The 22372-nt window shown below is 51.8% G+C and carries 21 protein-coding genes and 1 tRNA gene; 1 reads left to right on the top strand and 21 read right to left on the bottom strand.

Going from position 1 to position 22372, the window contains the following annotated elements:
- Positions 1 to 99: 99 nt before the first annotated feature.
- The 18 genes from secF to MWU62_RS15515 all read right to left on the bottom strand — a co-directional run bounded on the left by secF (position 100) and on the right by MWU62_RS15515 (position 18030).
- Positions 100 to 1053, bottom strand: coding sequence for a protein translocase subunit SecF (gene secF / locus MWU62_RS15600; RefSeq protein ID WP_247115755.1), 954 nt, complete (start codon positions 1051 to 1053; stop codon positions 100 to 102).
- Entirely contained in the window at positions 1046 to 2920 is a 1875-nt protein-coding gene (gene secD, locus MWU62_RS15595) for a protein translocase subunit SecD (RefSeq protein ID WP_247115754.1), read from the bottom strand. The genes secF and secD overlap by 8 nt, the downstream gene beginning before the upstream one ends.
- Positions 2921 to 3014: 94 nt before the next feature.
- Positions 3015 to 3293 carry a preprotein translocase subunit YajC gene (gene yajC, locus MWU62_RS15590; protein WP_247115836.1) on the bottom strand — a complete coding sequence of 93 codons (279 nt, stop codon included), beginning with the start codon at positions 3291 to 3293 and terminating at the stop codon, positions 3015 to 3017.
- A gap of 117 nt (positions 3294 to 3410) precedes the next feature.
- A complete protein-coding gene (gene tgt, locus MWU62_RS15585) occupies positions 3411 to 4532 on the bottom strand; it encodes a tRNA guanosine(34) transglycosylase Tgt (RefSeq protein WP_247115835.1) in 1122 nt (373 codons plus the stop codon).
- Positions 4533 to 4546: 14 nt separating this feature from the next.
- Entirely contained in the window at positions 4547 to 5659 is a 1113-nt protein-coding gene (gene queA, locus MWU62_RS15580) for a tRNA preQ1(34) S-adenosylmethionine ribosyltransferase-isomerase QueA (protein WP_247115753.1), read from the bottom strand.
- A 41-nt stretch (positions 5660 to 5700) separates the two neighbouring features.
- A tRNA-Leu gene (locus MWU62_RS15575) sits at positions 5701 to 5787 on the bottom strand.
- Between the two features lie 81 nt (positions 5788 to 5868).
- Entirely contained in the window at positions 5869 to 7089 is a 1221-nt protein-coding gene (gene flgL / locus MWU62_RS15570; protein ID WP_247115752.1) for a flagellar hook-associated protein FlgL, read from the bottom strand.
- Between the two features lie 18 nt (positions 7090 to 7107).
- Entirely contained in the window at positions 7108 to 9153 is a 2046-nt protein-coding gene (gene flgK, locus MWU62_RS15565; protein ID WP_247115751.1) for a flagellar hook-associated protein FlgK, read from the bottom strand.
- A 2-nt stretch (positions 9154 to 9155) separates the two neighbouring features.
- Positions 9156 to 10172 carry a flagellar assembly peptidoglycan hydrolase FlgJ gene (gene flgJ, locus MWU62_RS15560; protein ID WP_247115750.1) on the bottom strand — a complete coding sequence of 339 codons (1017 nt, stop codon included), beginning with the start codon at positions 10170 to 10172 and terminating at the stop codon, positions 9156 to 9158.
- 8 nt (positions 10173 to 10180) lie between these two features.
- Entirely contained in the window at positions 10181 to 11278 is a 1098-nt protein-coding gene (locus tag MWU62_RS15555) for a flagellar basal body P-ring protein FlgI (RefSeq protein ID WP_247115749.1), read from the bottom strand.
- Positions 11275 to 11976, bottom strand: coding sequence for a flagellar basal body L-ring protein FlgH (gene flgH, locus MWU62_RS15550; protein WP_247115748.1), 702 nt, complete (start codon positions 11974 to 11976; stop codon positions 11275 to 11277). The genes MWU62_RS15555 and flgH overlap by 4 nt, the downstream gene beginning before the upstream one ends.
- 60 nt (positions 11977 to 12036) lie before the next feature.
- On the bottom strand, positions 12037 to 12825 hold the full coding sequence (flgG, locus tag MWU62_RS15545) for a flagellar basal-body rod protein FlgG (RefSeq protein ID WP_200364075.1): 789 nt from the start codon (positions 12823 to 12825) through the stop codon (positions 12037 to 12039).
- Between the two features lie 80 nt (positions 12826 to 12905).
- Positions 12906 to 13658, bottom strand: a complete 753-nt coding sequence (locus MWU62_RS15540; RefSeq protein ID WP_247115747.1) for a flagellar basal body rod protein FlgF — start codon at positions 13656 to 13658, stop codon at positions 12906 to 12908.
- Positions 13659 to 13744: 86 nt separating this feature from the next.
- Positions 13745 to 15646 (bottom strand): flagellar hook protein FlgE, encoded by a 1902-nt coding sequence (locus tag MWU62_RS15535; RefSeq protein ID WP_247115746.1) that lies wholly within the window; start codon positions 15644 to 15646, stop codon positions 13745 to 13747.
- Positions 15647 to 15672: 26 nt separating this feature from the next.
- Positions 15673 to 16350, bottom strand: coding sequence for a flagellar hook assembly protein FlgD (locus MWU62_RS15530; protein ID WP_247115745.1), 678 nt, complete (start codon positions 16348 to 16350; stop codon positions 15673 to 15675).
- Between the two features lie 18 nt (positions 16351 to 16368).
- Positions 16369 to 16818 (bottom strand): flagellar basal body rod protein FlgC, encoded by a 450-nt coding sequence (gene flgC, locus MWU62_RS15525; RefSeq protein ID WP_247115744.1) that lies wholly within the window; start codon positions 16816 to 16818, stop codon positions 16369 to 16371.
- A 34-nt stretch (positions 16819 to 16852) separates the two neighbouring features.
- Positions 16853 to 17251, bottom strand: coding sequence for a flagellar basal body rod protein FlgB (gene flgB, locus MWU62_RS15520; RefSeq protein ID WP_247115743.1), 399 nt, complete (start codon positions 17249 to 17251; stop codon positions 16853 to 16855).
- Positions 17252 to 17466: 215 nt separating this feature from the next.
- A complete protein-coding gene (locus MWU62_RS15515) occupies positions 17467 to 18030 on the bottom strand; it encodes a nitroreductase (RefSeq protein WP_247115834.1) in 564 nt (187 codons plus the stop codon).
- A gap of 177 nt (positions 18031 to 18207) precedes the next feature.
- Here MWU62_RS15515 and MWU62_RS15510 point away from each other — a divergent pair, with 177 nt between their 5' ends.
- Positions 18208 to 19653 (top strand): adenylate/guanylate cyclase domain-containing protein, encoded by a 1446-nt coding sequence (locus tag MWU62_RS15510; protein WP_247115742.1) that lies wholly within the window; start codon positions 18208 to 18210, stop codon positions 19651 to 19653.
- Between the two features lie 3 nt (positions 19654 to 19656).
- Here MWU62_RS15510 and queF read toward each other — a convergent pair whose 3' ends face one another.
- From queF to MWU62_RS15495, 3 genes are read right to left on the bottom strand one after another with little or no spacing between them, the layout of a single operon-like run.
- Positions 19657 to 20475 (bottom strand): NADPH-dependent 7-cyano-7-deazaguanine reductase QueF, encoded by an 819-nt coding sequence (gene queF, locus MWU62_RS15505; RefSeq protein WP_247115741.1) that lies wholly within the window; start codon positions 20473 to 20475, stop codon positions 19657 to 19659.
- 43 nt (positions 20476 to 20518) lie between these two features.
- Complete coding sequence (locus MWU62_RS15500; RefSeq protein WP_247115740.1) at positions 20519 to 21292, bottom strand: ABC transporter permease; 774 nt, start codon at positions 21290 to 21292, stop codon at positions 20519 to 20521.
- The gene (locus MWU62_RS15495) at positions 21289 to 22239 is read right to left on the bottom strand and encodes an ABC transporter ATP-binding protein (RefSeq protein ID WP_200364054.1); all 951 of its coding nucleotides are present in this window, start codon (positions 22237 to 22239) and stop codon (positions 21289 to 21291) included. The genes MWU62_RS15500 and MWU62_RS15495 overlap by 4 nt, the downstream gene beginning before the upstream one ends.
- Positions 22240 to 22372: the final 133 nt, after the last annotated feature.

Genomic DNA, 22372 nt, shown 5'->3' with positions numbered 1-22372 from the left:
GCTAACATCACAGCCCGATATCAGGCACAAAAAAACCGCCAACTGATTAAAACAGTGGCGGTTTTTTTGTGCCTGGACATCAGTCCGGACGCAACATTATTACATGCGATTGAGCCATTCGGGCGGCTGCTCTTCCTCCTCGGAACCCTCCACACCTTCTTTGGCAGGAACCATGAGATCTTCACGAGACACGCCCATAACCATCAGCAGATTCGCAGAAACATAGATAGATGAGTAGGTACCCACTACAACACCGATTATCAACGCAAGAGCGAAGTTATTAATCGCCTCACCGCCTAAAAAGTACAACGCCAACAAAACCACCAAGGTGGTACCGGATGTATTGATAGTACGGGCGATGGTTTGGTGAATAGATTCATTGATGATCTCCCATGAATCGCCCACCCGCATCTTGCGGAAGTTTTCACGGATGCGGTCTGCCACAACGATGGTATCGTTCAGGGAATAACCGATTACCGCCAACAAAGCTGCCAGCACGGTTAGGTCGAACGTCCACTGAAACAGCGCAAAGATTCCGAGGATGATAATAACGTCGTGAGCCAAAGGCACCACAGATGCAATACCAAACTTGAACTGGAACCGCATACCCACATAGATGAGCACAACCACAAGCGCCAGCAAAAGCCCAAGACCACTGTCCTCTTTGAGCTCATCACCGACCTGCGACCCAACAAACTCGGAGCTTATCAGCTTCAGCTCGTCTCCAGTCGCGGACAGCGTATCCACAACCTCAAGTGCCAATTGGTCATTACCGGATTCCGACAAACGTACCAGAACAATTGTATCGGCGCCAAAATTCTGCACCACAAACTGATCATACCCAGCTTCTGTGAGTGTGGAGCGAACTTCATCCAGTTGCGGCGCTTGAGCATATTCGACCTCAACCGAGGTACCGCCGGTAAAATCCATGCCAAAGTTTAAGCCTCGTACTCCCAACAGCGCGATGGACGCCACTACCAGAATAATGGAGATCGCAGAAGCGACCTTCCTGAGCCCCATAAAATCAAATGCTTGCTTTTGATCATCAGACATTGGCGAGCTTTCCTCCGATCGACAATTTCTCGACCCTGCGGCCGCCGTATACCATGTTAACGATGCTCCGGCTAACCATCAGCCCTGAGAACATGGACGTCAGAATGCCGATGCACAGCGTCACCGCAAACCCTTTTACCGGACCGGAGCCCATCGCAAAGAGAATAATAGCCACCAGCAACGTAGTGATATTGGCATCAAAAATAGACACGAAAGCGCGGGAATAGCCGGAATTGATAGCCAATTGCGGCGATATACCAGATTTAAGCTCCTCCTTTATCCGCTCGAATATCAACACGTTTGCATCCACAGCCATACCTACAGTCAACACGATACCGGCAATACCCGGTAGCGTTAGCGTGGCAGAGAGTATGGACATGCAGGCAATCAACAGCATCAGGTTTACGGTGAGCGCGATATTCGCCACAACACCAAACCCGCGATAGTAAACCAGCATGTAAAGTAGAACGAGAATAAACCCAAGCCCGACAGACATCATGCCAGCGTCGATATTTTTCTGCCCTAGGCTTGGCCCAATGGTGCGCTCCTGTACGAAATACATGGGCGCAGCAAGAGCACCAGCGCGCAGGAGAAGCGCGAGTTCCGAAGCCTCAGGAATGGAATCCAGCCCCGTGATACGGAAGCTGCTGCCTAACGCGGACTGAACAGTCGCCAGACTAATAATCCCTTTTTCTACAACCCGCTTCTCAGATTCCACCGGCTCACCATTTACCATTTTGGTTTCGGTTTCCGTGCGGAATTCGATAAACAGAACCGCCATACGTCGACCGATGGCGTTGCGAGTAGCACGATTCATAAGGTCGCCACCCACCGAGTCCATGGTAATACTCACCTGCGGCTGACCATTTTCATCAAAAGCCTGCTGCGCATTGGCAACGTTGTTACCAGTAGCAATTACGTCACGCTCTAGGCGAGCCGTACGCTGGCGCTCGTCCCGGAAGCTGAACTGTTCAGTCTCGCTAGAGGCTGCGTCTTGGCGGGCCTCCATGCGAAACTCGAGATTTGCTGTCGCGCCCAAAACCCGCTTAGCTTGTGCGGTATCTTGAACACCAGGAAGCTCAACAATAATTCGGTCGGAACCCTGTTGCTGGACTAAGGGTTCCGCTACACCGAGTTCGTTCACTCGATTGCGAATAGTGGTCAGGTTCTGCTCCAGAGCGTACTTGCGAATAGCACTGACTTCAGCTTCTGACAGGGTAAGCACGATTTGCAGCTCATCGCCTTCGGTTCTTTGATCTAGTAAGAACTCGTTGTACTGGCGCTTAATCAGGTCAAAGGCCTCGGTGCGAGTACCCTCATCACGAAAACTCAGAACAATGTCGCGAGTGCCTTTTATATCACCGCCCCGATAGCGGATGCGCTCCTCGCGAAGTTCGCGTTTAATTTGGCCAGACACGGCCTCAAGTCTTTGGCCAACCGCAGTATCCATGTCGACTTCAAGCAAAAAGTGAACACCGCCGCGCAAATCGAGACCAAGCTTCATCGGCCCTGCCCCCACACTCTTCAGCCAGGCTGGCGTGGAAGGCGCCATATTAAGCGCGACAAGATAGTCTCTTCCGAGAGCGGCTTGCACCGCAGGGCGAGCACGCAATTGGTCGTCAGAACTGGTTAGTCGGATAAGAGCGTCCCGATCCTCAAGCGTACTACTTTTAACCTCGATGCCATCCGACTCCAGCGCTTTTACGGCTCTTTCAAGCACAGCGGCGTTCACTTCGGTACTGCTACGGGCGCCGGTAATTTGCACGGCGTAGTCATCGGGAAATAAATTGGGTAAGGCGTAGATGAACCCGATCACGATCGCGATCAGGATAATCAGGTTTTTCCAAAGCGGGTACTTGTTCAGCATAGGATCCCTTGTAGCCAGCCCGGAAGCTGGCCGTGGTGTTTCAGCCAGAAAGGTTCGGGCCGGCAGGTATCAGGGCCGACCAGAGACTCCTTGCTCAGATATCTTTGAGCGTACCTTTGGGCAGCGCAGCAGCAACAGCCACTTTCTGTACCTTTACCTCTACGTTGTTGGAAATCTCAACAACGATAAAGTCGTCTGTTACTTTGGTGATCTTTCCGGCGATGCCGCCAGAGGTAACCACTTCATCACCTTTATTAAGACCAGACATCAATGCTTTGTGCTCTTTCGCACGCTTGGACTGGGGGCGCCAGATCAGGAAATAGAAAATCAGAATAAAGCCAGCAAAGAAAATAACTTGGCCCATAACGCCCATGCCGCCAGGCTGGCCAGCCGCCTGAGCCATTGCCAGTGTGGGCATCATCGCTATGAGACCGATCAAAAACAACTTAACTGATTTCATTAAAACTCTCCGTTGATTAAGCAAAAGGTTTTACTCATTACCCATGGCTGGCACTGTCTCGCCGCGCAGAGCATAGAAGTCATTTATAAAGCCCGACAATGTACCTGCTTCAATGGCCCCGCGCAATCCAGCCATCAGGTTCTGGTAGTATCGGAGGTTGTGAATGGTATTCAGTTGCGAGCCCAGCATTTCTCCACACTTATCAAGATGATATAGGTAGCTTCTCGAGAAATTCTTGCAGGTATAACAGTCACACTGCTGATCCAGAGGTGCAGTATCGTGGCGATGTCTGGCGTTTCGGATCTTGACGATCCCGGTAGATGTGAACAAGTAGCCATTGCGGGCATTTCTTGTAGGCATCACGCAATCGAACATATCCACGCCACGTCGTACCGCTTCCACGAGATCCTCTGGCCGACCAACGCCCATGAGATACCGGGGCTTGTCTGCTGGCATCTTGGTTGGCAGGTGGTCGAGTATGCGAATCATGTCCTCTTTTGGCTCACCAACGGAAAGACCACCGATAGCGTAGCCGTCAAAGCCGATATCCGTAAGACCTTCCAGTGAGCGGTCCCGAAGGGATTCGTACATGCCGCCCTGAACAATGCCAAACAGCGCCGAAGGGCTATCTCCGTGAGCGTCTTTACTGCGCTTAGCCCAGCGCAGGGAAAGCTCCATGGATTCTCTCGCCTGCTTCTCCGTTGCTGGGTAGGGCGTACACTCATCAAAGATCATCACAATGTCAGAGCCAAGATCCCGCTGAACCTGAATTGCAATTTCCGGTGACAACTCCACAGGAGATCCATCTACCGGAGAACGAAACGTTACCTTCTCTTCGGTAATTTTGCGCATGTCGCCCAAGCTGAATACTTGGAAGCCGCCGGAATCCGTAAGTATTGGCCCTTTCCACTGGGTAAAATCATGAAGGTCGCCGTGGGCTTTTATCACTTCTGTTCCCGGACGCAACATCAAGTGGAATGTATTTCCAAGAATAATCTCTGCGCCGATCTCATGGATATCACGGGGAAGCATTCCCTTTACCGTGCCGTAGGTACCTACAGGCATAAACGCTGGCGTCTCAACCGTACCCCGGGGAAAAGTGAGTCTGCCGCGCCGGGCAAGGCCATCTTCGCCCAATTTTTCAAAGGACATGAAACAAGACTGACTCACGGTGTATCTCCGATGTTGGTTGTTTGAGTGCTGTCTGGCCCTGCAGACTCGCCCGTTTCGCCAAGCAGCATACCCATACTAGGCTCCTTCGCGGTTATAAACATGGCATCGCCATAACTGAAAAACCGGTATATCTCAGTCACCGCTTCGTGGTAGGCATGCATAACATGCTCATATCCCGCGAATGCGCTGACCAGCATAATGAGGGTGGATTCAGGCAAGTGAAAATTGGTCACCAATGCATCTACTGTTTGGAACCGGTAGCCCGGATGAATAAAAATATCCGTCTCGCCCCGAAAAGCCTTCAAATGACCGCCCCGGCTTGCAGATTCGAGAGATCGTACCGAGGTTGTTCCCACAGCAACTACTCGGCCACCGCGGGCTCGGGTGCGTTCTACCGCCTCGACCGCTTCCTCCGGCACGTGCACTATTTCACTGTGCATCACATGCTCGTCTATGCGATCTACGCGAACCGGTTGAAAGGTGCCAGCCCCTACGTGAAGAGTAACGTAGGTGCTTTCGACACCTCGCGCTTTCAGCGCTTGCAATACAGCCTCATCAAAATGCAGACCTGCGGTCGGTGCTGCTACGGCACCAGCTTCCTTCGCGTAGATAGTTTGATACCGCTCGCGATCTTCTGATTCATCAGGGCGATCAACATAAGGCGGCAAAGGCATGTGCCCGATGCGCTCCAGCAGATCCAAAACCGGCTCACCGGCCTCGCTTTCAAGATGGAACAAGGCGTCGCTTCGCCCTGTCATACACAGCGCACTGCCATCCTCAAGAATGACCTTCTGTCCGCCCTTCAGTGCTTTAGACGCACGGACATGGGCAATAAGCTGGTGTTCGCCGGCCACTCTCTCAACAAGCACTTCAACTTGACCACCGGTTTCTTTTTTACCGAATAGGCGCGCCGGAATAACACGGGTATTGTTGAATACAAGGAGGTCGCCGGGCTGCAGGAGATCCGGTAGGTCAGTAAAATACCGGTGTGCAGTATCGCCGGACATGCCATCAAGACATAGTAGACGGGAAGCGCTACGCTCCCTGAGAGGGTACCGGGCGATGAGTTCATCCGGGAGATCAAAATGAAAATCGGAGACGTTCATGGACTGGGCTGTTCACGACGCCGCATTACGCGACTTTAGTATGGTAGCGGCGGGCGGACTCGAACCGCCACGCTATTTCTAGCAACGGATTTTGAATCCGTCGTGTCTACCAATTTCACCACGCCGCCAACGAAGAGTGGGGGAATTATACTTAGCTTGATCGTGAAAGCAATACACAGATCGCGCTAGTTTTAAAAAAATCCCTGTAATTACAATCGGTCGAATAGCGACAGCTGGGAAACCTGCGCAAAAGACTGTTGTGCAGCCTGCAGAACAAAGCTCTGGAAGCTAAGATTGCTGATCGCTTCTGCATAATCCACATCTTGCAGTTGCGAGCGGATTTCATTGGAGTACACCGAAGAATCTGCAAGGAAACTCTTGGTGGATTCCACCGCATTCATGCGCCCTCCAAGTTCAGTTTGCTTCAGAATGAAGCTCTCTTGGGCGTTATCGAGGTTAACGAGCGACTGAGCTACCATATCATCGTACTGAGCTCGACCTTCCGGAGTCCCCTTGTCCAACGATTCGAGGCCAGAAATGAGGTTTTCGATGGTGCCAAACACTGACTGCTTTTCATTGACCTTTAAAGTAAAAACATCTGTTGAGCCCAGTGCCATGCCTGAAATAGTTGCCTCTATACCAGCGACCACGAAAGGCTCACCGCTTTCATAGGTGGCCGGGGTAACGGGAAGTATATTGCCTAGACTGTCTTGCGCCTGAATATTATTAGCGGCATCGACAGTGATTGTAATGTCATCTGGAAATGAGCCACTGTAAGCCGCGTTAAGTGCAGCCTCATTCACTAGATTTACGCCAGAAATAAACCCGCCTGAAGCATTGGTGGTGTACTCTCCGGTGATAGCAGCAGGCACACTCATAAAAATGTCCTTGCCGTTATCGCTAATGGGTACAGTCACACCGTCATCAATTTCCAGAACTCGCTGGCCTTCGTCGCCATTGTATTCATACATACCGGCAGCGTTCTTCTGGAATGCCTGAACCGACCCCTGAAATCCACTAAAAATGTATTCGCCAGAAGCATCTCGCGTGTTCCCGATATTCGCAAGCTGCCCTAAACGCTCCTTCAGTTCAGAAGAAATCGACCGACGGTCATTGGGCGACAGAGCCCCGTTGCCAGCTTGCACAGTAAGCTCACGGATGCGCTGAATAACATCGACCGCACTTGTTAGAGCATTCTCTTCCTGACTGAGTCGGTTATCCGCAAGATTGGCATTGCGCTCATAGGTTTTAACCCGGGAAAGCTCCTGATCCAGTTTCAGAATACGGGCGGCCGCTACAGGGTCATCAGAGGGCTTGTTCACCCGCTTACCCGTGGATATCTGCTGTTGCGTGTTATTCAAGTTGCTGTTCAGCTCCTGCATCCGGTTGATACCGTTTGAAAACACCTGTTGTGATGAAATTCTGATCATGTCACATCACCTCGTCTTTTACCGGAACGTCTGCAGCAACGTGTTGAACAAATCCTGGGCTACCGAAATGACCTGTGCCGAGGCGTTATAGGCAGCCTGATACTGAATAAGCCTGCCCGCTTCTTCATCAAGATTAACCCCTGAAACTGACTCCCTTTGAGCCGTCGATTGCTCCAACAGGGTCTTTCCGGCCTCCAAATCAAACTGACTCTGGCGAGTCTTTACGCCGATGTCTTCTACCAATCCGGCGTAGCCCTCGGTAAAGTTCTGACTCTTGCCGTTCAGTATATTGGCAGTGCCAAGGGCAGCCAACAATTCGGCATTGCGATTATCTGAAACGCCGTTGCTGTTGTAAGCAATCTCAAACGTATCTCCGGCTGCGGGCTTGCCTGTCAGTTTGAATTGAAATCCCTGATAGTCAGCTCCGTCTGCCGGATCACCACTAAACACAGTATTTATTATTCCAGGATCGTAAGCCTGATTGGGCGTACCAATAACTGTGTTGGCTGGTGGTGGCCCGGTTACCGTAAATACCAGAGCTGTAGGATCGCCTGGGTCAGGCGCAAAAGTAATGGTCAAAGGCCCATTCGTCAGCTCCCCTGCCGTCTGAAATCCCGGCAACAGCGAGCCGGTAAACGGGTTGCGCACGTTCAGCATAGTGCCCTGGTCGATTTGACCGGTTCCAATGTTCTGATCACCAGTAGTGGCTCGTATCGGGCTCGCAAACGCCAAGTCCTCTTCCCGGCTCACCTGCAAGCCAATGGACTCTGCCGCATTGCGGCTGGGCTGAATTAGGTACTTGTCGCCAGCATTGAAGGTGCCTCCCTCAACACGAATATTAAAGCCGGGCATCGTGACTTCAGATTGCACAGGGTCCGGCAACCGACCCTGATTGACCACTTTTCCGGATGCCTTATCTATAAGCTCAAAGTTGCGTCCATCTCCGCTGAACTGCAAGGTCCAGCTTCCAGCAGGCAACTCGCTGCTATCGGTAATCTCAACCGCCAACTGGCCGTTATTTGGCGCAAGATTGTTGGCGTTGGCCACAACGCGGCTTCTCTGGGTGGCAAGAGCATTAACATCGTTGAAAAACAGCCCTCCGAGGTCACCCTCAAGGTCCATTCCAATTTCGTGCTGATGATTTAAGCTGGACGCGAGCCCTATGGCGATCCGGCCCAACTCATCAAAAGCAGGTTTCAGTGCCTCGCTGTCAAAGCGCCTCAAACCACCTAGTTTTCCGCCAGTGATTTGCTCGTCAATGTTGAGAATGCGGCCGCCGTTGGTAAGGTTGAACTCCAATCGCGAAGGGTCTTCTGCGCTGCGCTGTGTATCAAGCTTCGCAGCGTTATTTCCAATCACAAGGGACAATCCGTTGGACAACGATACGTTTACCTGACTCCCCTCGGTATCCGTTACCCGAATATTGACCAACTCCGAGAGCTGGCGTAACTTTTCGTCCCGTTGATCCAACAGTTCATTTGGCATTCTGCCCTGCGCCAAACCCGGAGATTCCGAAATAGCCAAATTGAGATCGGCTATACTGTTTAGCAAGGTGTTAACGTCCTTAACGCCTTGCTGCATTTGCGTTTTCACCGATTCCCGCTGCTGGATAAACTCCTGACTCAGCGCTTGAAAACGATTAACCACTTGCTGGGCCTCGCTCAGCACTAATTGGCGCTGTGGCAAAGACGTTGGGTCTTCTGCGGCGTTCTGAAGGCTTGCGAAGAAATTATTCAGAGCATTGTTTAGGCCAGTGGTCTCGCCACCGAGCAAATTATCCAGTCGGCTTAGCTCATTGTTTAACGCTTGCTGCTCTCCGGTCAGGGTGCTGTCTTCTCGAACCTGCTGAACCAAAAACTCATTCGCCAATCGACGAATATCGACAACACTGACGCCTTTGCCAATTGTACCGGCACCCGTGCGTTGTCCCTGCTGGGTTTCAAATATCACCTCCTGACGGCTGTAGCCAGGCGTGTTAGCGTTAGTGATATTGTTGCCCGTAGTGTTCAGAGCACTCTGGTGGCCAAGGATACCGGTTAGGCCAATACCAATCAGTCCCGCCATAACTATTGCTCCTCTGCCCCGCCATTCAAGGCCTTATTACCCATAGAGTCGCTGCCCATGGAAAGTGTCATCAGAGAATCACGGTTCATAATTCTGTTGATCTTGTCTCCATACTGCGGGTCGGTGGCATAGCCAGCTTCCTGCAGCTTTCTGGCAAATACATCGGGTTGATCCGCACTAGCCAGTACATCTCGGTAGCGAGGGTTAGATTCCAGAAATGCCACGTAATCACGAAAGCTGGACTCGTAATCCGGATAGGCCCGAAAATTCGCACGTTCTTTCATGGGCACCCCCTCACGAAATTCCGTGGTAGTTATGGTCACCGAATCACCCTGCCATCGGCTGTCGGCTTTGATGCCGAATAGGTTATAGCTCGGCTCGCGGGCATCGCCCTTTATCATGTGGCGCCCCCAGCCTGTCTCCAGTGCCGCCTGCGCAACCATCAGCTTCGGATTGATTCCAGTATCTGCAGCGATTTTTTCGGCAACTGGCAAGAGTGCGCTTACAAACTGCTCTGGCGACTCGAACTGCTCAGGTAACTCAGGAGTGTCAGTAGCAGGCGCTACTGTTTTATTCGCCACCACCTCGACTACCTCATCAACCCTTTGTGGCAAGTGCGGCGACATAGGCGGCAAACTGCGCTCATAATCCGTAAGGGCCTTTTTATGGGAAGCCAAGGGGTTACCGCCCTGATCTATGCCCGGAATATTTTTACCCAATTGACGTACCAGAGCATCGGCAAGGCCTGTGCCCTGCCCGCCAGCCATGGTAAGGCTCAGCTGGCTATCAAACATGTCGCGATACATCTCGGATTGGTTACTGTTTAGGTAATTACCTTCAGCAAACACGTCTCCAGCTTTACGCATGGACTTCAGCATTTCAGACAGAAAAATACTTTCAAACTGGCGTGCCACTTCCTTCAGCGCTGTCAGCTTGTCGTCCCCCGCGCTGTGCTTAAGCGCATTCAGGCCGCTGAAATCGGTGTAGACTCTGGCTTGTTGAAGCTGATAGTCCTGCATCACATCACCTAGATAACAATAAGCTCAGCGCGAAGTGCGCCAGCCTGTTTGAGTGCTTCCAACACAGCCATAACATCCCCCGGTGCAGCACCTACTTGGTTCACGGCCTGAACGATCTCATTCAGGGTAACTGCCGGTCCAAACTTGAACATGCGCGCCGGGTCCTCGGTAATCGCAATCTGGGTATCTTGTTCGATCGCGGTTGTGCCTGCGGCAAAGGGGTTGGGCTGCTGAACTTCTGGGTTTTCCTGGATGGTAACGGTGAGATTGCCATGAGTAACCGCCGCAGGATTTACTCTCACGTTCTGCCCCACAACAATCGTTCCGGTACGGCTATTAATAACAACTTTTGCTGCATCTTCTGCGGGATCTACTTCCAGGTTTTCCAAAATGGAAAGAAAGCTAACTCGCTGAGAGGGATCGCGAGGCGCGCGCACGGAGATCGATGTCGCATCGTGGGCATAGGCCATATCCGGGCCCAAACTCTCATTGACGACCTCTACAACTCGACGCGCGGTTGTGAAGTCCGGGCGCATCAAGTGAAACGTAATCGTGTCGCCCTGAGTAAAGGGGGACACGATTTCGCGTTCAATGGTTGCACCGTTTGGAATACGGCCAACACTGGGCACGTTTACAGTTATGCGCGAGCCGTCTTGACCCTCGGCACCGAACCCACCCACAACAAGGCTGCCCTGCGCCATTGCGTACACGTTGCCGTCTGCACCCTTAAGTGGAGACATCAGTAAGGTGCCGCCTCTTAGGCTGTCTGAGTTGCCAATAGACGATACGGTAATATCTATTTCCTGCCCGGCTTTGGCAAACGGCGGCAAGTTCGCGCTCACAGTTACCGCCGCTACGTTCGCCAGATTCGGATTAACGCCCTCTGGTAACGTGATCCCGAACTGGTTCATCATGTTGCGGAAGGTTTGGTTGGTGAACGGGGCTTTATCGCCTGTTCCATCCAGACCAACCACCAAGCCATAACCCACAAGCTGGTTATTACGCACGCCTTTGATCCGCGCCAGATCCTTTAAGCGATCAGCCATTACAGGTGCCGCCATTACAGCAAGTATCAGCGAAAACACTACGCATCGGCGTATAGTCATAGGGGCCACCACTCGCTGTTAAAGAAGCGGGCCAACCAGCCCATTTGATTCGCCTGATCAAAATCACCTGTGCCGCCGTAGGCTATGCGCGCATCGGCTATGCGACTGGAAGCGACAACATTGCCCGGGTCGATATCCTGAGGGCGCACAAGGCCTGTCAACCGCACATATTCGTCGCCGTTGGTCAGTGATATCCACTTCTCGCCACGGACTTTTAGTACGCCGTTTGGCAAAACCTCTGTCACCGTTACGGTGATGCTGCCCGCCAGACTGTTGCTCTGATCTGCTTCGGCTTTACCTTGGAAGTCCCTTTCACTTTTGATGGACGTTGCGATGCCAAAATTACCCTTACCCAGAATATTGGGTTCCGGCATTGAGATATCACTGTCTTTGTTGATCTTGGTTTCTGCATTTTTGCTGGCGCGGGTGGATTCATTAAGAGTGACGGTTAATACATCACCAATATTGAGAGCCACTGTATCGCCGTAAAAATTATAGTTGCGCGAACTTTGGTAAATAGCGCCAGATTCCGGATCACGCTGCATCATTGCCTGAGCGCGAACGGGGGCGTATGCCGGATCGTTAGGCTCGGCCCGAGGCCGGCTCATGGCCGTACATCCCTGTAGCAGGACCAGCAACCAAACCAACAGAAGAGTTCCTGTCGATCTGGTCAACCACGTTGATGTAGTCGGTTTCATGAGTTCTCCCCTCACATTTTTACTCTCACGCACAATTACAAACCCCATAACTTCATAGGGTTAGCCGATATTCTGCGTAATAAACTGGAGCATTTGGTCGGTGGTAGAAACCACTTTCGAGTTCATCTCGTAAGCGCGCTGGGTGGTAATCATATTCACCAGCTCTTCAACCACTTCTACGTTGGATGACTCGATCATGCCTTGCTCCAGCGAACCCAACCCAGCCAGTCCTGGCTCACCCTCAGCCGGATCACCACTGGCATTGGTTTCTTTAAACAGGTTGTTGCCTATGGCCTGTAAGCCCTGAGGATTAATGAAGTCCACCAGAGTAATCTGGCCCAGAACTACGGGAGCTGCCTGATCGTCAGTAATGGCAGAGACTGTACCGTCCTTGCCGATGGTCACGCTCGTGGCGTTCTCTGGGATATTGATGTTTGGCTGGAGTGCATAACCATCGGGTGTAACAACATCGCCGTTAGCGTTGAGCTGGAACTGACCGTCTCTCGTGTAGGCGGTCTGCCCGTCCGGGAGCTGCACCTGCAGAAAGCCGCGACCACTAACCGCTAAATCAAGGGGCTGCTCGGTAATCTGTAGATTGCCCTGACCAAACTGCTTCGCTGTGCCGACCACACGTACACCGGTACCTAACTGCAGACCGGAAGGTAGTTCGGAGTTTTGTGTGTTCAAACCGCCAGGCTGCCGGTTGATTTGGTACAGCAAGTCCTGAAACACCGCCCGATCCCGCTTAAAGCCTGTGGTATTCACGTTGGCCAAGTTGTTCGAGATGGTGGACATATTGGTGTCCTGAGCGCTAAGCCCTGTTTTACTTACCCAAAGTGCCGGATGCATCGTTATTACTCCTTGCCGTTACCTTGCGAGCGGCGAATGTTTGCCGCTTATAGCCTGGTCGGCTTTGTTTTCAATAGTTATCAGAGGTTCTGCAACAGCCGTGCCGCCGCTTCGGAATTCTCGTTTGCCGTGCGCATCACCTTCACCTGCATCTCGTACTGGCGGGAGAGTTGAAGGTTGGACACCATCTCCTCCACAGCATTTACGTTCGAGCTTTCAAGGAAGCCGGAAGCCACGCGCAAGGCAGCATCTACTGGCTCTCCGCCGTCGATAGCCTGATCGGGCTTGCGGCGAATAAAGCCGTCCAAACCTTTCTCAAGCACTTCCGGCGGCGGGTTCACCAGCTTCAGCCGATCCACTTCCACTAACTGGTCTGGCGGGCCGCCAGCAGGAACAATAGAGACAGTGCCATCGGCACCAATCTGGAGGTTATCAAAGGGGGGAAGCGCAACCGGGCCGCCATTGCCCAACACCATTTCGCCACTGGCAAGGCGCATCAAACCATTCACATCAATTTGCATGCTTCCGGAGCGGGTAAATACTTCTTCGCCAAGATTGTTCTGAATAGCCAGCCAGCCGTCGCCTTCTAATGCGACGTCCATCTTCCGGCCGGTTTGCATCAATGCCCCTGCGGAGAGATCAGTTCCGGGACGCTCTGACATGGCGTAGGCACGGGTAGGATGGTGCTCGCCGAACACAGGCATGCTGCGGGCTTGGGCAAAGTCCTTTTTGAAGCCTGTGGTGTTTACGTTAGCCAGATTGTTGGCATGGGCGCGCTGCGACAGCATATTCTGCTTGGCGCCCGACATACCTATATAAAGTGCTTTGTCCATGGGAAAACTCCTGCCGGAATTTTGACTGTTTCCAGTGCTCTTCCATAGTTCAAGCAGGAGTCATGCCAAAGTCACACTAAAGCCATTTAGCGAAGGTTGATGATGGTCTGGGTGACCGCATCGGACGTTTCGATGGTTTTCGCGTTAGCCTGATAGTTGCGCTGGGCAATGATCAGGTTAACCAGTTGGGCGGAAAGATCCACGTTGGACTCCTCCACCGAACTTGACTTGATTCCGCCAAGAGTTCCGGTATCCGGCTGACCAATAATCGGCTGCCCGGACTCAAAGGTTTCAACCCAACTGGTATCTCCCACAGGCGACAAACCGTTTGTATTATTAAACGCAGCCAAGGCAACCTGCCCCAAGGCTTTGGACTGGCCATTCGTGTACCGGGCAAAAAGCACCCCTTGATTCGAAACATCAAGCCCAGACAAGCGCCCGGTGGTGTAGCCATTCTGGCGCTGATCATTCACGCCGAAGGTTGCGCCATATTGGGTAGTGTCCCCAAGACTCAACACAAAAGCTGACGTAGTGGGTGGCTCTGGAATAGGCGTCACAACGGTCTCGCCCGGAAGCGGTGGACCGTCAGCACCGTTGGGGTCGCCATTTGCATCTCTCGGAACCCAGTCGGTTATCAAAATCTCACCGTTCGCATCGCCGTCGATAGATTGCAAAACGCCGTCTTGATCAAATCTCGCTGTGTAAGGGGTAACATCCGTCCCTGCAACCAACTCGCCGTCGATTTGCAAATACACAGACCACTCACTCACGCCAACGCCATCCCCTGGGGACGGTGCTTTAACGAAAAACTGCGTCAGCTCATGGGAATTGCCTAAGCTATCAAAAATCGAAGTGGATGTGGCGTGGTTGTAGGTTCGCTGATCGAGCGGGTTAAATGCATTAGTAATTCGGACAGGTGAAACCGGGAACTCATCCGCTAGGTTCGTGCTCGGGCCACCTGTTCCGTTAATTCCCGTAACGGTTCGGTCGGCAGTGACTTGAATACTACCCTCTGCAGTTATAGGAGCTCCGCCGTTAACCACAACACTAAGGTTTTCACCTTGGTTGTGGATAATTCTCAATTCATCTGTGCCTGTACCATCATCAACAATCGCAGCCGATATCGAAGTGTTGTCAGAGCGGTTGATTGCATCTCTTAGGTCTTGAATAGTAGAGAGGTTAGTGGGGTCAACGTTTAGTGGGCTACCGTTAATCTCAATGGTAAACGTAAACCCGGGTGCTGCGACAACGGCATCAGTGATGGGTACCGGTGCCGTGGTCGTCGCCGACGCACTCAAACCAGGTATAGCGTCTATTCTATTTACAATCTGGCTCGCACTGGTAAACGGAACCTGAGCACCACCGTTGTCTACGTCGTATAGCTGTATGGGAATTGCGGGCTCTCCATTAGCATACTCAACCTCAAATTCTTCACCATTAATAGTTGAGAATGCCAAAGGCGCGAAATCGCGCACCCGAGATTCCAGCACGGATTCGCGCGAATCGAGGTTCAAGTCAGAGCTCAAGTTCGTGGTGCGACGGGGCGCCAAATTATCGGTTGCAATTTCAAGATCCCCACGAACACCAGAAAGGTTGCCGTCATCATCTGCGGTATAGCCCTGTACACGCATAGATTGGTTATTTATCACAAAGCCGTCTTTATCAATAGTGAACTGGCCCGCCCGTGAATATCGGGTTTCGCCGCCGTTGTTCAAAATAAAGAAACCGTCGCCTTGTATGGCCATATCCAAGCCATTATCGGTAAAACTGACATTTCCCTGACTGAATGACTGTTCTATGTTCTGAACATTTACGCCGTCGCCAATCGGATTGGAGCCTCCGCTCAAAAAACCGCTGGCGTACAGGTCACCGAACTGTACTCGGCTGCCTTTAAACCCAACCGTACTGGCGTTGGCAATATTGTTGCCGGTTACGTCCAGATCTACCGCTGCCGCCCTTAAACCGCTAAGCCCCGTATTAAAAGCCATAAATCACCTCTGGTATGACACCGGTATTAATTAATTTGTTTAACGTCCGACAGAGCGATGGAACCCATGCCTGCCAAATTCAAAGTAACGGATCCGCCCTTACCCAGTGACACACTGTCTACATTGGCGCTTACGAGAGTGGGCAGCTGCACACTGCCATCAGGATAGGAAGCCTCAGCCACAATCCGGTAAGGACCGGCCGGCAAACTATTGCCGTTACCGTCTTTTCCGTCCCAGTTGAACGACTTAACACCTGCTGAACTGCTACCTAGATCGATTTGCCGCACCAACTCACCGCCGGGACTCATTACAGACAAGCGCACTCCACCGGTGGATGCAGGCACTTCAATATTGCCGGATATTTCGCCCTCGGCACCGAGAATGCCAACCTCAGAAGGCGCAAGAACCGTCTTACCAACCATCGCCGAGGCCTGAAGAGCTTGCGTGGAGCGGAACTGCCCCACCACATCATCCACAGTGCCCGACAGCTTCTGCATTTCTTCCAGCGAACTGAATTGCGCCAACTGAGAGATAAACTCGCCGTTATCCTGAGGCTCCAGAGGGTTCTGGTTTTTCAGCTGTGCCAGCATTAGCTCCATGAACTCGTTCTTGCCAAGCTCACTTTTGCCGCTAGCGCCGTCCTGTTGCTGGGTTCTGTATTGCCCCAGTACGTCAGAGGCTTCTGTTGCGTTAATTGCACTCATGGTTCAGACCCCGCCCCGTTACTGCTGACCAAGTGTCAGGATGCGCTGCATCATGGATTTGGCCGTGTTCATAGTGTCCACGTTCATCTGAAAGCTTCTTGAGGAAGACATCATGTCAGCCATCTCTTCCACTACATTTACATTGGGATAATAAACATAGCCGTCTTCATTGGCCGCTGGATGATCGGGTTCGTAGCGCATCTGCAACTCTGCATCGCTTTCAACAATGCCTTCTACACGAACTCCCGCGCTGGCATTGTCCGATATTTCTGTGCCGAAGCCTTGCTGTGTTGGGTTCATCATGGATTGCTGGATTGCCGAGAAAACGGGCTTGCGTGCGCGGTATGTGGTGTCCGTGCTTGAGCTCGCCGTTTCAGCGTTTGCAATGTTTGAGGCGGTAGTATTCAGCCGCAGCGATTGCGCTGTCATGCCGGAACCGGCGATATCAAAAATGCTGCCAAGTGACATGATGTCTCTCCTTCGCTAATCGGGAAACGGCTGCTTACTCGCCTTTCAGGGCTTTGGTCAGCCCAGTAAACTTACCATTTAGAAACTGAAAACTGGCTTGGTAATCCATCGCATTACGCATGAACCGGGTCTGCTCTGCTTGAGCATCAACTGTATTCCCATCCACAGACGGCTGGTTCGGCACTCGGTACAGCAAATCTGAATCTGCGGCACCAGAAGAGGCATCCATGTGGCCGGAGTGGGTTTTCTCCATGCCAAAACCACTCATGTTGTCCTGCGCCTTTTGCATCATGGCCTGAAAGTCCAGATCCCGGGCTTTAAAACCCGGCGTGTCTGCGTTGGCCAGATTGCTCGCCAGAACTTCAGCGCGCTTTACTCTGGCTTCCAGTGCATGCTGGTGAATACCAAGAGCGTTATCAAAAGTGATCGCCATACAACCTCCAAAATCCTGTTACCAGCAGTAAAGACCTTGCCGGTTTCGTTCTATGACAGAAACAAAGCAATGCTAATGCCAAAATTCGAAAGCCCTTAAAATTAGGGCGTTGTGGAGGGTTTCGAGAGGAAAAAGTTAGAAAAGGCAGAAGGGTAGCGGCAAATTTCGCTGAAAGCGGCAAGCTGTTTCCCCCACCGGAATAGTGAGGGAAACACTCAGGATTCTTTTATCGGCCAATGCGCGACAAATTCGGAAAGCTCGGGTCTGGGAACCGCAGGTTTAGCAGAGGACACCGTGCCTGTGTAAAGAAAGCCGATGATGGATTCGCCTTTTCCAAGGCCAAGGCCCTGAAGAACCACCGAATTATATGCCATGTCGCCCGTACGCCACATAACACCAAAACCCGCGTCTTGCAGAGCCAATGCTAAGAAACTCAGGCTTGTCCCGGCAGAAAGCACCTGCTCAACTTCCGGCACCTTAGGATGTTTTTTGGGAGAAGCGATACCAACAATGACCATTGGTGCACGCATGGCCTTTTTATGCATTTTCTCCCGCTTGGCATCATCAATATTCTCAGAGTAGGCAGCGGCAAACAGATCGCCGAGCGCTTTCAGGTCTTCCCCCGCGATAACCAGATAGCGCCAAGGCCGCAATAGAGCATGGTCTGGCGCACGCGCGGCACAAGCAAAAGCCCTTTCAAGCGTTGCGGTAGATGGGGCTGGCGCTTCCAGCCGCGGCTCAGATGCCCTATTGAGCAAAAAGTCAGTGACTGAACTCATCATAATTCATTTCCGGTAACTGAAGTCTGGTCAGTTATCATCAAAACCAGATCAGTGAATTGTGGGTTATACGTAATGCTGATAACCTTTAGTCTTACTATCGAGCGTTAGTTTTTAACATACTTTCTTTATTACCTTTAAACGAAACGGTTTCAGCGCCATGAGTGATCAGCGTACATGATGGGTGCTCCTGCAGATCTTCGCAATGCCAGCAATAGTTTAGGGAAATCTCTGGCATCCGATGCCCCGAACAGGCCTGTGGCCATTCCGCCGATGCCTGACTACAGCGGGCGCATTCTTGCGTATGCGGCCGCAGCCGCCACTATTTCGGCAGGTGTTTGGCAGGGCGTATTCCAGCCATGGAATATTTGGCTGGTTGCTGCAGCGCTCATTTGGCCGCACCTCGCACACCTGCTCACACGGCGCACCTTTCTAAGAAATTCCCCCCGCATCCGCCAGAGAATGTTAACGACTGACTGCCTTATCGGGGGCGGTTTCGCTGGCTGTATCGGTCTAGTGGCAATTCCTTCTGCCATGGTGGCCCTAATGCTTACCTTTACCAGCCTGATCATCGGCGGGGTGCGTCAGTGGTTGATCGGCTGTGGCTTCATGGCTGTTTCCACTTTGGTCTTTTTGACCATTTTTGGACCGGCAGAATCCTATCAATCACCGCTGCTTACCAGCATGCTTTCGATACTATTCACCGGTATCTTTATCTGTGTGACAGCATTTTATTCGCACCAGCAGGCCCGCGCCCTTATGCTGGCAAAAACCCAGATTCAGAACCAACGCGAGCAGTCCATAGCGCTATCTCATAAGCTATCGAAATACCTCTCCCCCCAGGTGTGGCAATCCATTTTTACCGGGGAACGAGATGTGCGCCTTGAAACCCAACGCAAAAAGCTCGCCGTTTTCTTCTCGGATATAAAAGGCTTTACCGAACTCTCGGAAGAAATGGAGCCGGAAGCATTGACCGAGTTGCTAAACCACTACTTCAACGGAATGTCTGAAGTAGCGCTGAAATACGGCGGCACCATCGACAAGTTCGTCGGCGATTCCATTATGGTATTTTTTGGTGACCCCACCAGCCGTGGCCAGCGTGAAGACGCCTTCGCCTGCGTATCTATGGCCATCGACATGCGTAAACACATGAAAATAATGCGGCAGAAGTGGCGCAGCCAAGGCATAAAGTCGCCGCTTGAAATCCGCATGGGCATCAGTACCGGCTACACAACGGTGGGCAATTTTGGCGCTGAAAACCGCATGGATTACACCATCATCGGCAAAGAGGTAAACCTTGCCAGCCGGCTAGAATCTCTGGCGGAGCCGGGTGAAATTCTCGTTTCCTACGAGACCTTCTCCCTGATCAAAGATCGAATCATGTGTCGGGACAAAGGTGAAATTACGGTAAAAGGCTTCGGCAAACCCGTGCCAATCTATGAAGTTGTAGATTTCCGTAGGGATATGGGCCCCAACCACAGCTTTATGGAGCACGAGCACAGCGGCTTTGCCATGTATCTGGATTCTGAAAAAATCACAGATAAAGAACGGCAGAGCATTCTCAGCGCGCTGGAGGGTGCCGCAGAACGTCTGCGGCACGAGGAAGACAGCGCCCGCGAATAAAGACTACTGACGAACCAACCTTGGCCCAGCTTGCTCTTCTGGCTCTGTGCTACGCCAAGGGTTGATATCCAAGCCTCCTCGGCGGGTGTAGCGGGCGCAAACGGTTAGACTCTCAGGCTTACACCGGCTCAGTAAATCGGTGAACAAGGTCTCTACACAATGCTCGTGAAAATCCTGCTTCTGCCGAAAGCTTACGATATAGCGTAACAAGCCTGCGCGGTTAATGGCTGACCCGGTATAGCTAATCAGCACCGTGCCCCAATCGGGCTGCCCGGTTACCGGGCAATTACTCTTCAAAAGATGTGAGCACAGCTTCTCGCTAACCACCGCTCCGGAAGCGGAGAGCGACTCTGGTGCGTAGTCATACACCACGTCATCAACCGCTTCGTTATCAATCAACTCGTAGCCTGCCGGACGCCCGGTCGCTGGAGCAGAATCGTCCACACTGAGAAAACGCACATTCACGGCGGCTCCGCAGGCGCTGGACAAGTCACCGGTCACGGTTTCAACAACCTGATCAGCCGATGAGAACACCGTCTGATTCAGGGAATTGAGATAGAGCTTCAGGGATTTGGATTCAATAATGGAGGGCGATGCGGCCGGAAACCGGATTTCTGCCCAGGCAAGATCCGGAACACCGCCGGGGCGTAACCAGGAAATTTCCCATGCTTGCCATAAGTCCCCACCAAACCAAGGCCAGCGCCCATCGTCAAGACCAATACGCCTACGATTCTCATCGCGCGCCACAGGGAACAGTAACGATGGATCGTAGCGATCCGGGTAATCGCTGGTTTTGCCTAGAGGCGCATTATCAAGGGCCATAGAGCTTCCTAAAAATAACTATTATTGAACAACTGTTACCGAGTTAATGCCGTATGCCCTTGCCCCGCGCCAACAACCTAAGCGCTATGAAGGTAAGCACAGCAATAAAAGCGAGAATCGTGCCAAGGGATACGAAGGGGTTTACGTCAGAAACGCCGAGTATGCCGAACCGGAACCCATTTACCATATACAGAATCGGGTTCGCCATAGATACGCCCTGCCAAAAGTCCGGCAACAGATCAATACTGTAAAACACCCCGCCAAGATACGTTAGCGGCGTTAGCACAAAGGTTGGCACAATGGATACGTCATCAAATTTGGTTGCCAGTAGCGCGTTAATAAAACCGCCCACAGAGAACAGCGCAGATGTCAGAAATACAGTCACAACAACCATTGGTAGGCTGTGAATTTTTAACTGGGTAAACGCCAACGACAACAGGGTGACGATTACTCCTATACCCAGCCCACGCGCCATGCCACCCGTTACATAGCCAGCCAATATGACCCAGTTAGGTACGGGAGATACAAGCAGTTCTTCAACGCTGCGCTGAAACTTCATGGAGAAAAACGACGACACCACGTTGGCATAGGAGTTCGTTATGACTGCCATCATAATCAGGCCGGGCACTATGAATGACATATAATCGAAACCGCCCATTTCGCCGATTCGAGAGCCGATCAGGTTGCCGAAAATTATGAAATAGAGCGTCATGGTAACGGCGGGGGGCAACAGAGTCTGTGGCCAAATGCGGGTGAAGCGGCGAATTTCACGCAACACAATCGTCGTGTAAGCGGTAAACAAAGCCTGAGCATTCATGCCCTGCCCTCCGTCTTTGTTTCGCCTTTGGGTGCATTGTGCTCCACCATTCGGATAAACAACTCTTCCAGCCGGTTTGCCTTGGTGCGCATACTGACAACTTTTACTCTCTGTTGCTCCAATTGCATAAACACATCATTTAGAGCCTGCCCTTTGTGCACATCCACCTCTAACACACCTTCGTCGTCCAGCCGACACGAAAAGCCCTCCAGATCTGGCGCGGTATCTAACGCCAACTCAGTATCCAGTAAAAATGTCTCAAGGCTTAGTTGCTGCAGAAGTTCCCGCTTGCTGGTATTCCTCACAATACGGCCATGGTCAATAATGGCGATATTACGGCACAGAGCTTCTGCTTCTTCCAGATAGTGGGTGGTAAGAATAATGGTGGTGCCCTGTCGGTTCATGTCTTCAAGAAAAGACCACATAGAGCGCCTTAGCTCTATATCTACGCCTGCAGTTGGCTCATCCAAAATTAACAGTTTTGGCTCGTGCACTAGGGCGCGAGCAATCATCAGCCTACGCTTCATGCCCCCTGACAACATACGTGCTGGCGTATTGCGTTTATCCCAGAGTCCAAGTTTTTTCAGATACTTTTCTGCGGAAACAGCGGCTTTTTTTAATGGAATCCCATAGTAACCCGCCTGAATGGTGACAATATCAAACACCTTTTCAAACTGGTTAAAGTTGAACTCCTGAGGAACAACGCCCAGATGAAGCTTGGCATCGGACAGATGGGTATCAATGTCGTAACCAAACACGCTCACCTTGCCAGCACTCTTGGTTACAAGAGAGCAGACAATGCCCAATGTGGTTGATTTGCCCGCGCCGTTCGGGCCGAGCAGCGCAAAGAAATCACCCTGCGCCACTTTAAGGTCAATTCCCTTGAGTGCTTCAAACCCGCTGCCATATGTTTTGGTAAGCCCCTCGATGTCCAGAGCATTGGTCATAAAAAGTTCCGATTGAGAATTAGCAATGTTCAGGGAACATTAATTAGTTGAGGCTTATCAAATTTTTTCAAGGCTGGTGCGCACCTTCTCAGATAAGGCAAAATCCACAAACTGCGACAGGTATCCCGATATA

Origin of the sequence: Marinobacter sp. S6332 (genome assembly GCF_023016045.1) — a bacterium.
Classification (GTDB): domain Bacteria; phylum Pseudomonadota; class Gammaproteobacteria; order Pseudomonadales; family Oleiphilaceae; genus Marinobacter.
Note: the sequence above shows the minus strand (reverse complement) of the source record. Positions and strands in the feature narration are given on the sequence as shown.